Below are 13984 nucleotides of genomic sequence, written 5' to 3'. Positions count from 1 at the left end.
CGAAAGCTGTGGTCAGAGCCCAGGTTGCGACACGAGAACGCGATCAACCGACCCGCAGCGGCGCCGCCGGGAGTCGATCACGGTGCCGTGGACGCGACACGCCGTCGAACACGCCCCTAAGTTCATGATCGACGGGAGGGAAGTGGTCGGGGGAGCTTCGGGGTGGCGTTGCGGTGCGGCTGGGGCTTGGCCGGGTGGGGTGGGAGTGGGTGCGCTAATAAGTCGGATCGGGTCTTTTTGCGGGGCGGGGGCGGTACACAGAGGTGGGGTGGGTGCGGTGGGTGAGCAGGGTTACCGCGTGAGGAGCGTGTGGCTCGTTGACTCGGACACGAAAGGTCCGAGTAGAATCTCGGATAGAACTAGTCCGAGTTAAGGGGAACGTAAGCATGAAGATCGTCATCATCGGGGGTACCGGCCTGATCGGCACCAAGCTCGGCCGCCTGCTGCAGGCCGCGGGCCACGAGGTGGTGGCCGCGGCGCCGAGCACGGGCGTCGACACCATCACCGGCGCCGGCCTGGCGGACGCGCTGGACGGCGCGGACGTGGTCGTCGACGTGTCCAACTCGCCGTCCTTCGAGACCGAGGCCGTCCTGAGGTTCTTCGAGACCTCGACCCGCAACCTGCTGGCCGCCGAGTCCGCCGCCGGGGTGGGGCACCACGTGGCGCTCAGCATCGTCGGCGCGGACCGCATCACCGACAGCGGGTACATGCGCGCCAAGGTCGCCCAGGAGAACCTGATCGAGGCCGGCCCGGTGCCGTACACCATCGTGCGCGCGACGCAGTTCATCGAGTTCGTGGGGGCCATCGCGGACGGCGCGACCCAGGGCGACGGCGTGCACCTGCCGCCCGCGCTGATGCAGCCGATCGCGTCCGACGACGTCGCGGCCGCACTCGCCGAGGCCGCCGTCGCCCAGCCGGCCGGCGGCAGCTACGACATCGCCGGCCCGGAACGGTTCGGCCAGGACGAGTTCGTGCGGCGTTATCTGGCGGTGGAGCGGGACGGTCGCGAGGTGATCACCGACCCGCAGGCGCGGTACTTCGGTGCGCTGCTGGAGGAGACGTCGCTGGTCCCGCTGGGGGAGGCGCGTCTCGGCAAGATCAGCATGGCCGACTGGCTCGCCACCCGCTGACCGGCTCTCGCGTCACCGGACTCACCGTCGAGGCTCCCGTCGCACCGGCAGAAGCGCGTGGCGGGAGCCTTACGCATGTGAGGGGTCAGCCGTGGGTGCTCGTCAGCCAGCCGCGCAGGGTGTCGCGTAGCTGCGGCCCCTGCGCGCGTTCGGCGTCGGCGAGCAGGTCGGCGACGGTCACCCGGCGCAGCGCCTGCCGCCACGCGTGGTCGGCCTCGTACATGACCCGGGCGATGCCGCAGGGGGCGGTGCACGACTCGGGCGAGGCTGCCAGCGGGCCGCGCTGGCGTACCTCGGTGCAGACGAACGCGGCCGACGGGCCGTCGATCGCCTCCACCACCTCCAGCACCGTGATCTGGTCGGCGGGGCGGGTCAGCAGGTAGCCGCCGGACTTGCCCTGCACCGAGCGCACCAGCCCGGCCCGGGACAGCTCCTGCAGCTGCTTGGCGAGATAGCTGGGGGAGACGTCGTGCAGCTCGGCCAGGCGCACGGCGGGCACCGGCTCGGTGGCCGCGGTCAGCGCGACACAGCAGTGCAGCGCCCACTCGACCCCGCCGGACATCTTCATGACGCCATGGTAACCATCCCGGATGGCGGGTATCCGAGTAGCGGGGGCGGGCGGGTTTGCCCAACGTGCCCGGAGCGGGTGTGGGCGCGGCATACGCTCGGCAGGTGAGCAGCGCTCCGGCGTACACCCACGGTGCCCGCGTGGCCGCGCGTGACCACTGCCTCAGCCTCGTGCGGGCGGTGGACCGGCCGACCGGGGCCGCGCGCTACGGGCGGATGTTCCCGGGCCTGCACCCGCTGGGGACCGATCCGCAGCTGCTGACCCGGGCCGGGGAGAGCGGCGGAGTATGCGACGCGGCCGCGTTCCTCGACCGGATCGGCCCGGACGGCGACGATGCCGCCGAGGCGGCGGGCTGGCCGTTCTTCGGGCAGCTGATCGCGCACGACATCACCGCCGACCGGTCGCCGATCGGCGCCGGGGTCGATCCGGAGGCGCTGCGCAACGCCCGTGCCCCGAAGCTGAACCTGGAGATGCTCTACTCCGACGGCCCGATCGGCTCGCCGTTCCTGTTCGACCTGCACGACCCGGCCAAGTTCCTGCTCGGCCCGGACGGCGGCGACGTGCCCCGCAACCAGCAGGGCGTCGCCCTGATCGGCGACCCGCGCAACGACTCGCACCTGTTCGCGCTGGCCCTGCACGTGGCGCTGCTGCGCGCGCACAACGGCATCGTCGGCTGGCTGCGCGGCGCCGGGGTGCCCGAGACGGACGTGTTCGACAAGGCGCGCATCACCCTCACCTGGCACTACCAGTGGATCGTGGTGCACGACTTCCTGCCGCGCCTGGTCGGGGCGGAGCTGGTCGAGCAGGTGCTCGCCGAGGGCGGGCGCTGGTTCGCGCCGCAGGCCGGGCAGTCGTACATCCCGCTGGAGTTCGCCGACGCGGCGTTCCGCTACGGCCACGGGCAGATCCGGCACACCTACCGGCTGGTGGCCGGCGGGCCGGGGCGTCCGCTGTTCCCGGACCTGGTCGGGTTCGGGCCGGTGCCCGGCGACCGGCGGCTCGACCTGACCCAGGTGTTCGACGTGCCCGGCCGCCCGCCCGCGCAGCGCGCCAAGCGTATCGACGGAAGGCTGGCCGCCAGCCTGATCGGGCTGCCGGAGCAGGTCACCGGCGTGGTCGACACCGCCGCCTACCGCTCGCTGGCCGTACGCGACCTGCTGCGCGGCGGCACCACGGGGCTGCCCGGCGGGGAGGCCGTGGCGGAGTTGCTGGGCGTGGCGCCGCTGACCGCCGACGAGGTCGAGCAGCCGTGGCCGGACGGTACGCCGCTGTGGTTCTACATCCTGAAGGAGGCCGAGCACCGCGGCGGCGGTGACCGGCTCGGCCCGGTCGGCGGCCGGATCGTGGCGGAGGTGCTGCTCGGGCTGGTGCGCGCCGATCCCGCGAGCTACCTGAGCCTGGAGCCGGACTGGCAGCCGGTGCTGCCCGCGGCGGGATCCGGGTTCGGATTCGCCGACCTGCTCATCCTCGGCACCTGACGGAGGGGTCGCTCATGTCCGACGACAAGCCGCGCTCGAACGCATGGCAGACCGCGCTCACCACGCTGCAGGAGGCGCAGCCGCCGTTCATCCCGGCGGGCGCGCACGTGATGACCGTCGTGATCGAGTACCCCCCGGGCGATCCGGGTACGCCGCCGCACCGGCACTCCGGCCCGGCGTTCGGGTACGTGATCGAGGGCGAGATGCTGCTGGAGGTGGAGGGCGAGCCTGAGCGGGTGGTCCGCGCCGGGGAGGCGTTCTGGGAGCCGGGCGGCGACGTCATCCACTACCAGGACGGCAACCACCGTGACGACGTACGCCTGCGCTTCACGGTCACCATGCTGTGCGAGCCGGGCAAGCCGATGCTCACCCTGGTCGACGAGGAGGAGCTGGTCCAGCGCAGGGACAGGCGTGCGCCTCGACCGTCCTGACCGGACCGCGCTGCGGCCCGCGCCCGCCGCGGAGTGGGCCGCGGCGCAGGTCGCGGGGGTGCGGGACAGCCCGGCGCAGCGGATCGCGCTGCTCGACCGCACCTACCGGGGCCCGTGGGGCCGCGCGCCGCGGCACCTGCCGTACCGGCGCGCGGCGCTGTCGTTCATGCGCTGGCAGCTCGGCCGGGGCGTACTGAACCCGCCTGCCGCGCGGCCGCCCGGCAGCCCCTGGTGGCGGGCCGTCAACGACCGGCTGCTGCGCGACGGCTGCGAGGCCGTGGCGCGGGCAGGCGGCATGACGGGGAAGCCCTCGTCGCCCGCGGTCCGGCTGTGGGACGGCTTCGTCGCCGCCCCGACGGCGCGGAACTGGTATCGCGCCCACAACGCGAGCATCGTCTCGGCGTACCTGGCGCATCGGGACCTGGCCGCGCGCGAGCCGCTGCCCGAGCGGTTCTTCCTCAACGTGGTGCTGCTGCGGGTGCTGTACGCGCACGCGCTGGTGGCCGCGCCCAGGCTCGCGCTGGGCAGGCTCGCGCCGCTGGGCCGGCTGCTCGGGGATCCGCGACTGGGCATGACCGGCTTCTACCTGTCGCTGGGGCGGGTGCTGCCGGACCGCTACCCGCCCCGGGCCGAGGTCCGCGCCTACCTGGCTCACGAGCACCGGCTGGGCCGCCTGCTCGACTACGGCGTTATCCAGCCCCGGCTGCAGTCGCTGTACGAGTGGTCAGCCCGCGAGCTGACGCAGCCGGAGCTGTGCGAACTCGTGCGCGACGGCAACCCCGTCTACGCGTGGGCCTACGCCGACCGGCACGTCTGGGCGCCGCCGGCCGGTCCGCTGCCCCGCGCCCTGGCCTGGCTCACCGCGTCCCGGCCGGTCAGTGCCCGGTGCCCTCCGGCAGGCTGTCGCCCGCCATCAGCCCGCTGATCCCGGCGATTTCCAGGTAGACGTGCTGGTGTCCGTGCCCGGCGTCCACGTTGATCTGGTCGAGCTGGGTGGCGGCCACCGACCAGGCCATCACGGCCAGCTCACGCTGCCGGGACGCGGCGGCCAGGACCAGCTGCCGTGACGGCGCGGGCAGGGCGCGGGCGGCGGCGGAGGTCTCCACGGCGGCGGCCAGCTGCTCCACCGCGTTGCGCAGCGCACCGCGGGCGACGTTGGTCGCGGTCGTTCCGGACACGGTCTTGGCGTAGTAGGCGACCTCGGCGCCGACGGCCTGCCGCCACTGCGCCAGCTGGGCGTCGCCGACCTCCCCGGTCCCGGCGAGGCCCTCGATGACGGGGGTGATCGCTGTGGCGGTGGCCCGCGCCCGCGTGGTCAGCTCGGTGATCTGGGCGGTGTCGCGGGCCGCCTCCTGGCGGCGCAGCTCGGCCACGGCGGCGTCGGTGCCGCTCGGCTGCGCGGTCAGCGTGCCGATGAGCACACCCACCAGCAGCGCCGCGACGAGCCCGCCTATTGTTCCGAGCAGCCGGCCGGTCCCGGACGGGCCCGTGGGTTTGGTGTACGTCGGCTTGCCGGTCTTCCGCGACATCGTGCGCTCCATGGTGTGGGCAGGGCAGGGCACCGATCGTCGCCGCACGATCTTCCGCCACGAAGGTACGGCGTTGATCGCCGTCCGTCCATACCCGAGCTCCGCCGGCGGCGCGGGGCTCAGGCGCCTAGGTCGCGGCCCTCGGCCGGCAGCGGCGTCTCGAAGCAGGCCAGCCAGGTGGTGAGCAGGGCTTCGAGGCGGGCGGCGTCGTCGGGGGTGAGCAGGTCGAGCAGGCGGCGCTCGTTGCGCATGTGCTCGGTGAACGCCTGGTCGATCAGTTCCCGGCCCGCGTCGGTGAGCGCGACGACCCGGCCCCGGCCGTCGGTGCCGCTGGGCCGGCGGGTGACCAGGCCGCCGAGCTCCAGCCGGTCGATGCGCTTGGTCATGGCGCCGGTGGTGACCATGGTGAACGCGGCCAGCTCGCCGGGAGCGCGCTCGAACGGCGGCCCCGCGCGGCGCAGGGTGGCCAGGACGTCGAACTCGCCCTCGCCGAGCCCGTAGCGGCGGTAGACGACGCGCAGCTCCTCGGTGAGGTGCCCGGCGAGGCGGTGCAGCCGCCCGATCACGGCCTGTGGGCTGACGTCGAGGTCGGGGCGCTCGCGGCTCCATGCCTGCTGGATGCGCGCGACGTGGTCGAGTGGTGCGGTCACCTTGTCAATATACCTTCCATGGAAGGTAAACTAGCTTCCATGGAAGGTAAACTCCGCTGGATCGCGGTCAGCGCTGTCGCACCGGTCGCCTGGGGCTCCACCTATTTCGTCACCCACCGGTTCCTGCCGCCGGACTACCCGTTCTACGGTGCGGCCATCCGGGCGCTGCCGGCCGGACTGCTGCTCCTGCTCGTGCGGCGCCGGCTGCCCCGTGGCGCGTGGTGGTGGCGGTCGCTGGTGCTCGGCACGCTGAACATGGGCGCGTTCTTCGCCCTGGTCTACCTGGCCGCGCAGACGCTGCCGACCAGTGTCGCCTCGACGATCATGGCGACGTCGCCGGTCGCGATGATGCTCATCGCCTGGGCCGCGCTCTCCGCGCGCCCGGCCGCCGCGCAGCTGGCCGGGGCCGTGCTCGGCATCGGCGGCGTATGCCTCATGCTGCTCGACGGCGGCGGCACGGTCGCGCCGCGGGGCGTGCTCGCCTCCGGCGCCGCCATGGCGATGTCCTCCCTCGGCTACGTGCTCGCCAAGAAGTGGAGCGCCGACGTCGACGTGTTCTCGCTGACCGCCTGGCAGCTGCTCGCCGGGGGCGCGTTGCTGCTGCCCGCCGCCGTCGCGGTGGAGGGCGCGCCGCCCGTGCTGGACGCAGCCGCGCTCGCCGGGTTCGGTTACGTCAGCATCGTGGCGACCGCGCTGGCCTTCGCGGCCTGGTTCGCCGGCCTGCGGCACCTGAGCGCCGGCACGGTCGGGCTCATCGGCCTGCTCAATCCGATGACAGGGGTGCTGCTGGGCGCTGCCGTAGCCGGTGAGGCCCTGGCGGCACACCAGCTTGCGGGCCTGGCCCTGGTGTTCACCGGCATCGTGGTCGGGCAGCCCGTCGCGGCCCGCCTGCTCGCTCGCCTGCGGCCCGCCCGGGACGACGCCGGGGCCGCGCTGTGCACGAGCTGACGTGCACCGCGCGGCCCCGGCGCCTGCCGCCGATCAGGACACCAGCGCCTCCTGGCGTAGCAGCGGCAGGAGCTGCTCGCCCTGGCGCCTGATCTCCGGCAGGTAAGGGGTGTCCGACAGCACGAAGTGGGTGACGCCGAGGTCCTGGTACCTGCGCAGCGAGCGCGCCACGTCCTCGGCCGACCCGACCAGCCAGGTGGTGCCCGCGCCGCCCCCGCCGAACCGGCCCGGCGCGGTGTACAGGTTGTCGTCGAGCACGTCGCCCCGCGCTGCCAGGTCGAGCAGCCGCCGCTGGCCGACCGCCGCCCGCCACTTCACGTCCCGGACACCAGCGCCGCCCGCCTCGGCCATCTTCGCGACCTTGGCCTCGGCGTCGGCCCACGCCTGCTCGGTGGTGTCGCGCACCAGCGTGGTGACGCGCAGGCCGAACTCCAGCGGCGCGTGCTCGCGGCCCAGCTCGTCGCTGAGCTGCCGGAGCCGCTCGATCCGTTCCCGTACGCCGTCCAGCGGCTCGCCCCAGAACAGCTGCACGTCGGCCTCGGTGGCGGCGACCCGCTCGGCCGCCGCCGAGGCGCCCCCGAAGTAGAGGCGGGGATGCCTGCGCTCGCCACGGACGACGGGGCGCGGCACGACCGTCGCCCCGGTGACGCTGAAGTGCGCGCCCTCGAAGGTGACGTCCTCCTGCGTCCACAGCCGCCGCACGAGCTGGAGGAACTCCTTGGTGCGGGCGTACCGGTCGGCCTGGTCGCCCTCCGCGTCGCCGTACGCCGCGAGGTTGTCCTTGCCGGACACGACGTTGATGAGCACCCGGCCGCCGGACAGGTGGTCCAGCGTCGCCGCGGCGGAGGCGAAGTTGGCCGGCCGCCAGTAGCCGGGCCGGATCGCGATCAGCGGCTGGAACGTCGTGGTCCGCGCGGCCAGCGCGGTGGCGACCGTGAACGTGTCCGGCCGCCCCCACCCGGTGCCGAGCAGCGCCCCGCCCCAGCCGTGCTCCTCCAGCGCCCGCGCGTGGCCGGTGAGCGTGTCGAGGCTGTTGTGCCCGGCGACCACGTCGTCGCCCCGGTGCCCGGGTTGGGCCTGGTTGGGGATGTACCAGAGGAACTCGGAGCCCATGGTCACACCGCCGCGGCGGGGTAGGCGACCGCACCGGCGTGCTGACCGGCCCATGCGGCGGCGAACTCGTCCCGCTCGGCCAGCCGCGACTCCGGCACGGCCAGCGGCGGCGCCGGGACCCGCGCACCCAGCTCGAGGAGCACGTCGCGCAGCGCCGACGCCGCCGCCTCGGCGTGCTCCGGGGTGGCGGCCACGGCGAGCGGCACGGCGGTGACGCCGTCCAGCTGCCGGTGGCCGAACTGGTCCAGGAACACCTTGAGCAGGCCGGTGAACGTGCCCTTGTACGCCGGCGTCGCGACGACGAGCAGCCGCGCCGCGCGCACCGTGGCGAACGGGTCCGGGCCCGACCTGGCCCCGACGGCGGGCTCCGGGCCGAAGGAGACGCCCACGAGCTCGCCCAGTTCCAGGACCTCGACGCCGCCCGGGGGCGTGCCCAGCCGGTCGAGCAGCGCCTGGGCGACGGCTTCGGCGACCTCCCGGGTCCGGGACCCGGGGCGGGGGTTGCCGACCAGCACCACGACGTCCGCGCTCATCGGGCACCGCCCGGCTGTGCCACCGCGCCGCGGCGGCGCTGCGCCGGGTCGGTCAGCGACGGCGGCTGGTAGCCCGCGTCGGCCGCGTTCAGGGTGGTGCCGGGCGGGACGATGGCGTCGATGCGGTCGAGGACGTCGGCCGACAGCGTCACCTTCGCCGCGCCGAGCTGCGACTCCAGGTGGGCCAGGGTGCGCGGCCCGATGATCGCCGAGGTGACCGCCGGGTGCTGGAGCACGAACGCGATGGCCAGGTGGATCAGCGACAGCCCGGCCTCCTCGGCCAGCGCGGTCAGCTCGTCGATTACGGCGAGCTTGGCCGCGTTGGCGGGCACCCGGGGGTCGTAGCGGGCCGGCATACGCTCGGCGCGCAGCGAGATCGGGGTGTCGAGGCCGCCGTGGTAGCGGCCGGACAGCCAGCCGCCGGCCAGCGGGCTCCACGGGATCACGGCCAGGCCGTAGCGCTGCGCGACCGGGAGCACCTCCCGCTCGACACCGCGGGCCAGGATCGAGTACGGCGGCTGCTCGGCGACCACCCGCTCGCGCCCGCGCCGCTGCGCGATCCACTGGCCCTCCACGATCGCCGACGGCTCGAACGTGGACGTGCCGATGTAGCGGATCTTGCCCTGGCGGACCAGGTCGGTGAGCGCGCCGAGGGTCTCGTCGAAGTCGGTGTCCGGCTCGGGCCGGTGCACCTGGTAGAGGTCGATCCAGTCGGTGTTCAGCCGGCGCAGGCTGTGCTCCACCGCCTGGAAGATCCACCGCCGGGAGTTGCCGCGGTGCCGCGGGTTGTCGCCCACCTGGCCGTGGAACTTGCTGGCCAGGAAGACGTCGTCGCGCCGCCCGCCGGCCAGCGCCTTGCCGACGATCGTCTCGGACTCGCCGTGGGAGTACACGTCGGCGGTGTCGATGGCGGTGATGCCCTCGTCGAGGGCGCGGTGGATGATGCGGATGCCGTCCTCGTGGTCGGGGTTGGCACGGGCGCCGAAGTTCATCGCGCCCAGGGTCAGCGAGCTGATCTGCTCGCCGGTGCGGCCGAAGGGCCTCTGCTCGACCATGTGTGTCGTCCTCTCCGAAGTGGTCAGACAGCCGCGGGCTGCCGGGTGAACTGGTTGGCCGGGCGGGGCAGGCCGTAGTGCTCGCGCAGCGTGGTGCCGGTGTACTCGGTGCGGAACAGCCCGCGGCGCTGCAGGATCGGCACCACGTGGTCGACGAACGTCTCCAGCCCCGAGGGCAGCACCGGCGGCATGATGTTGAACCCGTCCGCCGCGCCGCTGCGGTACCACTCCTCGATCGCGTCGGCGACCTGCTCCGGGGTGCCCGCGAAGGTGCGGTGCCCGCGCCCGCCGCCGAGCCGGCCGATGAGCTGCCGTACGGTGAGCCGCTCCCGCCGGGCCAGCGTGACGATGAGCGTGTAGCGGCTCTTGGCGCCCTCGATCTCGTCCTCGCTGGGCAGGTCCGCGGGCAGCTCGCGGTCCAGGTCGAGGACCTCGGGGTCGACCCGCAGGGTGGTGGCGAGCTGCTTGCGCGCGTACTCCGGCCGGATGAGCCGGTCCAGCTCGGCCTCCAGCGCCAGCGCTTCGGCCTCGGTGGACCCGATCGCGGGCACGATGCCCGGCAGGATCTTGACGGTGTCCGGGTCGCGGCCCGCCTGCGCGGCGCGCTGCTTGAGGTCGCGGTAGAACGCCTGCGCCTCGGCCAGCGTCTGCTGGGCCGTGAACACCGCCTCGGCATATCGGGCGGCCAGCTCCTTGCCGTCCTCCGACGACCCGGCCTGAACCAGCAGAGGGTATCCCTGCGGCGAGCGCGGCACGTTGAGCGGCCCGGCGACCCGGAAGTGCCGCCCGGTGTGCTCGGTGGGGTAGAGCAGGTCGTCGTCGCCCCAGCGGCCGGCCTCTTTGTCGCCCAGCGGCGCGTCGTCGTCCCAGCTGTCCCACAGCTTCAGCGACAGCTCGACGAACTCGGCGGCCCGCTCGTAGCGGTCGCGGTGGGCGGGCAGCTCGTCGAGGTTGAAGTTGCGGGCCGCGTCGACCCCGGCCGTGGTGACGATGTTCCACCCGGCCCGGCCGCCGCTGATGTGGTCCAGCGAGGCGAACCGCCGGGCCAGGTTGAACGGCTCGTTGTACGTCGTCGACGCGGTCGCGATCAGCCCGATGTGCTCGGTCACCGCGGCCAGCGCGGTGAGCAGCACGGTCGGCTCCAGCGTGCCGGACGGCCGCCGGCCGATGCTGTTCCACAGCACCGGGCTGTCGGCCAGGAACAGCGAGTCCAGCTTGCCGCGCTCGGCGATGCGGGCCAGCCGCTGGAAGTGCGCCACGTCGGTCTGCGCGAACGGGTCGCTCTCGGGCAGGCGCCAGGCGGCCTCGTGGTGGCCGACGCCCATCAGGAACGCGTTGAGGTGCAGCATCGTTCAGTCCTCCTTCTGGTCCACGCCCAGCGCGCGCAGCAGCTGCTCCCGGTAGGCCAGGAACCGCGGCTGCCGGTGCGAGCGCGGCGCGGGCAGGTCGATGGCGATGTCGACGGTGAGCCGCCCGTCGTCGATCAGCAGCACCCGGTCGGCGAGGGTGACGGCCTCGTCGACGTCGTGCGTGACGAGCAGCACGGCGGGCCGGTGCCGCGTGCACAGCTCCCGCAGCAGCTCGTGCATCCGCAGCCGGGTCAGCGCGTCCAGCGCGCCGAACGGCTCGTCGGCCAGCAGCAGGTCCGGCTCGGACACCAGGGCGCGGGCCAGCGCGACCCGCTGCTGCTCGCCGCCGGACAGCTCGTTGGGCCAGGCCCGCTCCCGCCCGGCCAGGCCGACCTCGGCCAGCGCCGCGCGGCCGCGCTCCTGCGCGTCCGGCCCGGTCAGGCCGAGCACGACGTTGTCCAGCACGCGCTGCCAGGGCAGCAGCCGGGCGTCCTGGAACACGACCGACGACCGTTCCGGCACGTCGACCAGGCCGGAGCCGGCCACGTCCCGATCGAGACCGGCCAGCGCGCGCAGCAGGGTGCTCTTGCCCGAGCCGCTGCGGCCCAGCAGGGCCGTGAACTCGCCCGCGCCGATCTCCAGGTCCAGGCCGTCCAGCACCGTCCGGGCCCCGAAGCCGCGCCGCAGCCCCCGGACCAGGACCGTACGGGTGGCGGTCAGTCCGCCAGCGTGCGTCGCCATGACAGCGCCTTCCTCTGCACGAGCCGGACGGCGCCGTCGGACACCAGCCCGAGCAGCCCGTACAGCACGAGTCCGACGATGATGATGTCCGTCTGGCCGTACTCCCGGGCCAGGTCCATCATGTAACCGATGCCGCTGGTCGAGTTGATCTGCTCGACGACCACCAGCGACAGCCAGGCGCCCACCACGGCGAACCGCATGCCGAGCAGGAACCCGGGCAGCGCGCCCGGCAGCACGATGCGGCGCAGGAACACCGCCGGGCGCAGCCGCAGCGACTCGCCCAGCTCGACGTACCGGCTGTCGATGCTGCGCAGGCCGTTGTGGGTGTGGATGTAGACCGGCACGAACACGCCGAGCACGATCGTGGTCACCTTCATCTGCTCGCCGATGCCCAGCCACAGCACCAGCAGCGGGATCAGCGCGACGCCGGGGATGGCCCGCTTGATCTGGACCGGGCCGTCGAGCAGCGCCTCGCCCCACCGGCTGAGCCCGGAGACGAGCGCCAGCACCGTGCCGAGGACCGTGCCGATGCCCAGGCCGAGCGCGGCCCGCTGCGCCGACACGGCGAGGTTGTCCTGCAGGCGGCCGCTGGCGATGAGGTCACCGGCGGTGGTGACCACGGTCCAGGGCGCCGACAGGGTGCGCGAGTCGAGCCAGCCCGCGGCCGACCCGATCGACCACAGGGCGAGCAGCAGCAGCGGCCCGAGGACGGCCCCGAACGGGATGGCCGGGCCGGGCCCGAGGCGGCGCCGGGCCCGGCGGGTGGGCAGGGGCGCCGCCGCCGTCTGCGGCCGGGTGAGCACGGACGCGGTCACTTCGCACCTCCGGCGAGCGCGTCGGCGGCGACGGTCTCGAACCGCCGGTCGTACAGGTCCTCGGCCTTCAGTGGCTTGTTGCCGGTCTCCTTGGCCAGCAGGTCGATCGTCTCCTGGTGGCGGGCGATGGCGTCGGTCCAGCTCGCCGGGATGTCGGCGATGCCGGCGTTGGCGACGATCCACTTGCCGTCCTCGACGGACAGACCCTGCTTCTTGACGTAGTACCGCTCGATCCACTCGTCGGGGTTGGCCTCGCGCCAGCGCCAGGCCCGCGCCCACACCTTCACGTACTCGCGGATGGCGGCGGCCTTGGCCGGGTCGGCGAGCACGGTGATCGGCGCGTACAGGTGCCCCGGGTCGTCGCGCAGCCCGTGCGCGATGGTGGTGGCGCCGTCCTTGCCGTACTTGCTCTCGTAGCGCTTGATCTGCACGCCGCCGATCGGGGCGACCTCGACCTGGCGGCTGGCCAGCGCGTTGGCGTACACGTCGCCGGTGCTGGGCAGCTCGATCAGCTCGACGTCCTCCTTGCGCAGCCCGGCCTTGTGCAGCACGCGCAGCACGAGTGCGCCCTGCGCCTGCCCGGGGCTGTACGCGACCTTCTTGCCGCGGATGTCGGCCAGCGTGCTGACGCCCGCGCCGGGCGCGATGCCGAGCCGGTAGATGGCGTGGTTGAGCGGGTCCTGCCGGTACTTGGACGCGACGATCTTCGTGGGGATGTTGGTCCAGTGCGAGTGGATCGGCGGGATGTCGGCGACCGAGCCCAGGTCGAGAGCGCGGGCGCGGAACGCCTCCAGCGTCTCCGGGCCGCCGCTGAGATTGGCGAACTCCACCTCGAAGGTGAGGTTCTTCGCCTCGCCGGAGAACTCGATCGCCCACTGGTGTTCCTTGTCGCCCACGACGAGCTTGGTGCCCTGGGGGACGGACTCGGTCAGCGGCGTGTCGAGGGCTGCCGCGGCGGGGGTCTCATCGGCGGCGCACGCGGTCAGGCCCAGGGCGAGAGCGCCGAGGCCGGCGGACAGGAAACTGCGGCGGGCCAGGACGGATGGTTGGTTCATCGGTCACTCCTTCGGGGATGGACGCAGGGCGGCGTAGCGGCCGTCGTGGTAGAGCAGGGGAGCGCCGTCGCCGTGCTGCCCGGTCAGGGGCTCGGCCAGCACGATGGTGTGGTCGCCGGCGGTGATCCGCTGGGCGACCCGGCACACCAGCCAGGCCACCGGCTCGTCCAGCAGCGGCACGCCGTAGGGGCCGGGCTGCCAGCCGGAGTGGGCGGCGAAGCGGTCGATGCCGCTGGTGGCGAACGTGCGGGCCACCTCGTGCTGCTGCTCGCCGAGCAGGTGCACGGCGACGTGCTCGGCAAGGGCCACGGTCGGCCAGCTCGACGACGAGCGGGCCAGGCAGAACGACACCAGCGGCGGGTGCAGCGACACAGAGGTGAACGAGGTCGCGGTGAAACCCACCGGCGGGTCGCCCGCGGCGGTGACCACGGCGACCGACGCGGCCTGGCGGCGCAGCAGGGCGCGGAACGTGAGGGGGTCGAGCGGCGCCGGGGGTCTGGCGATGACGGTCATGGGGATCCTCCAGGCGGAGACGACGGGTACGCGCCACGCCTGGGGTCGCGTGGTCGCGCTGCGGTGTCGGGCGGCC

At 73.7% G+C, this 13984-nt stretch carries 16 protein-coding genes; 5 read left to right on the top strand and 11 right to left on the bottom strand.

Going from position 1 to position 13984, the window contains the following annotated elements:
• Nucleotides 1-386: 386 nt before the first annotated feature.
• Nucleotides 387-1130 (top strand): SDR family oxidoreductase, encoded by a 744-nt coding sequence (locus Cba03nite_RS28735; protein WP_203752736.1) that lies wholly within the window; start codon nt 387-389, stop codon nt 1128-1130.
• An 85-nt stretch (nt 1131-1215) separates the two neighbouring features.
• Here Cba03nite_RS28735 and Cba03nite_RS28730 read toward each other — a convergent pair whose 3' ends face one another.
• A complete protein-coding gene (locus Cba03nite_RS28730; protein ID WP_203752733.1) occupies nt 1216-1698 on the bottom strand; it encodes an RrF2 family transcriptional regulator in 483 nt (160 codons plus the stop codon).
• Nucleotides 1699-1802: 104 nt separating this feature from the next.
• On the opposite strand from Cba03nite_RS28730, the gene Cba03nite_RS28725 reads away from it, so the two are divergent.
• Genes Cba03nite_RS28725 through Cba03nite_RS28715 form a run of 3 tightly spaced genes read left to right on the top strand, consistent with a single transcriptional unit; the run spans nt 1803 to nt 4532 of the window.
• Nucleotides 1803-3176, top strand: coding sequence for a peroxidase family protein (locus Cba03nite_RS28725; protein WP_203752730.1), 1374 nt, complete (start codon nt 1803-1805; stop codon nt 3174-3176).
• 14 nt (nt 3177-3190) lie between these two features.
• A complete protein-coding gene (locus Cba03nite_RS28720; RefSeq protein WP_203752727.1) occupies nt 3191-3607 on the top strand; it encodes a cupin domain-containing protein in 417 nt (138 codons plus the stop codon).
• Nucleotides 3588-4532: a hypothetical protein gene (locus Cba03nite_RS28715; protein ID WP_203752724.1), complete on the top strand. Its 945-nt coding sequence runs from the start codon at nt 3588-3590 to the stop codon at nt 4530-4532. Before Cba03nite_RS28720 ends, Cba03nite_RS28715 begins: the two co-directional genes overlap by 20 nt.
• Here Cba03nite_RS28715 and Cba03nite_RS28710 read toward each other — a convergent pair.
• Nucleotides 4483-5136 (bottom strand): hypothetical protein, encoded by a 654-nt coding sequence (locus Cba03nite_RS28710; protein ID WP_203752721.1) that lies wholly within the window; start codon nt 5134-5136, stop codon nt 4483-4485. The two genes, Cba03nite_RS28715 and Cba03nite_RS28710, sit on opposite strands and share 50 nt — an antisense overlap.
• A gap of 119 nt (nt 5137-5255) precedes the next feature.
• A complete protein-coding gene (locus Cba03nite_RS28705; protein ID WP_203752719.1) occupies nt 5256-5786 on the bottom strand; it encodes a MarR family winged helix-turn-helix transcriptional regulator in 531 nt (176 codons plus the stop codon).
• A 39-nt stretch (nt 5787-5825) separates the two neighbouring features.
• Between Cba03nite_RS28705 and Cba03nite_RS28700 the strand changes: the two genes are divergently transcribed.
• On the top strand, nt 5826-6734 hold the full coding sequence (locus Cba03nite_RS28700) for a DMT family transporter (protein ID WP_203752717.1): 909 nt from the start codon (nt 5826-5828) through the stop codon (nt 6732-6734).
• A gap of 33 nt (nt 6735-6767) precedes the next feature.
• Here Cba03nite_RS28700 and Cba03nite_RS28695 read toward each other — a convergent pair whose 3' ends face one another.
• Genes Cba03nite_RS28695 through Cba03nite_RS28660 form a run of 8 tightly spaced genes read right to left on the bottom strand, consistent with a single transcriptional unit; the run spans nt 6768 to nt 13908 of the window.
• The gene (locus Cba03nite_RS28695) at nt 6768-7847 is read right to left on the bottom strand and encodes an LLM class flavin-dependent oxidoreductase (RefSeq protein WP_203752715.1); all 1080 of its coding nucleotides are present in this window, start codon (nt 7845-7847) and stop codon (nt 6768-6770) included.
• A 2-nt stretch (nt 7848-7849) separates the two neighbouring features.
• On the bottom strand, nt 7850-8380 hold the full coding sequence (locus tag Cba03nite_RS28690; protein WP_203752713.1) for an NADPH-dependent FMN reductase: 531 nt from the start codon (nt 8378-8380) through the stop codon (nt 7850-7852).
• A complete protein-coding gene (locus tag Cba03nite_RS28685; protein WP_203752711.1) occupies nt 8377-9435 on the bottom strand; it encodes an aldo/keto reductase in 1059 nt (352 codons plus the stop codon). Before Cba03nite_RS28685 ends, Cba03nite_RS28690 begins: the two co-directional genes overlap by 4 nt.
• Before the next feature lie 23 nt (nt 9436-9458).
• Nucleotides 9459-10784: an LLM class flavin-dependent oxidoreductase gene (locus tag Cba03nite_RS28680; protein ID WP_203752709.1), complete on the bottom strand. Its 1326-nt coding sequence runs from the start codon at nt 10782-10784 to the stop codon at nt 9459-9461.
• Nucleotides 10785-10787: 3 nt separating this feature from the next.
• Nucleotides 10788-11525 (bottom strand): ABC transporter ATP-binding protein, encoded by a 738-nt coding sequence (locus Cba03nite_RS28675; protein WP_203752707.1) that lies wholly within the window; start codon nt 11523-11525, stop codon nt 10788-10790.
• A complete protein-coding gene (locus tag Cba03nite_RS28670; protein ID WP_203752704.1) occupies nt 11501-12340 on the bottom strand; it encodes an ABC transporter permease in 840 nt (279 codons plus the stop codon). The genes Cba03nite_RS28675 and Cba03nite_RS28670 overlap by 25 nt, the downstream gene beginning before the upstream one ends.
• Nucleotides 12337-13395, bottom strand: a complete 1059-nt coding sequence (locus Cba03nite_RS28665) for an ABC transporter substrate-binding protein (RefSeq protein ID WP_203752701.1) — start codon at nt 13393-13395, stop codon at nt 12337-12339. Before Cba03nite_RS28665 ends, Cba03nite_RS28670 begins: the two co-directional genes overlap by 4 nt.
• Before the next feature lie 3 nt (nt 13396-13398).
• Nucleotides 13399-13908: a flavin reductase family protein gene (locus Cba03nite_RS28660; RefSeq protein WP_203752698.1), complete on the bottom strand. Its 510-nt coding sequence runs from the start codon at nt 13906-13908 to the stop codon at nt 13399-13401.
• Nucleotides 13909-13984 lie beyond the last annotated feature (76 nt).

The sequence above is a fragment of the Catellatospora bangladeshensis genome (assembly GCF_016862575.1).
Taxonomy (GTDB): domain Bacteria; phylum Actinomycetota; class Actinomycetes; order Mycobacteriales; family Micromonosporaceae; genus Catellatospora; species Catellatospora bangladeshensis.
Note: the sequence above shows the minus strand (reverse complement) of the source record. Positions and strands in the feature narration are given on the sequence as shown.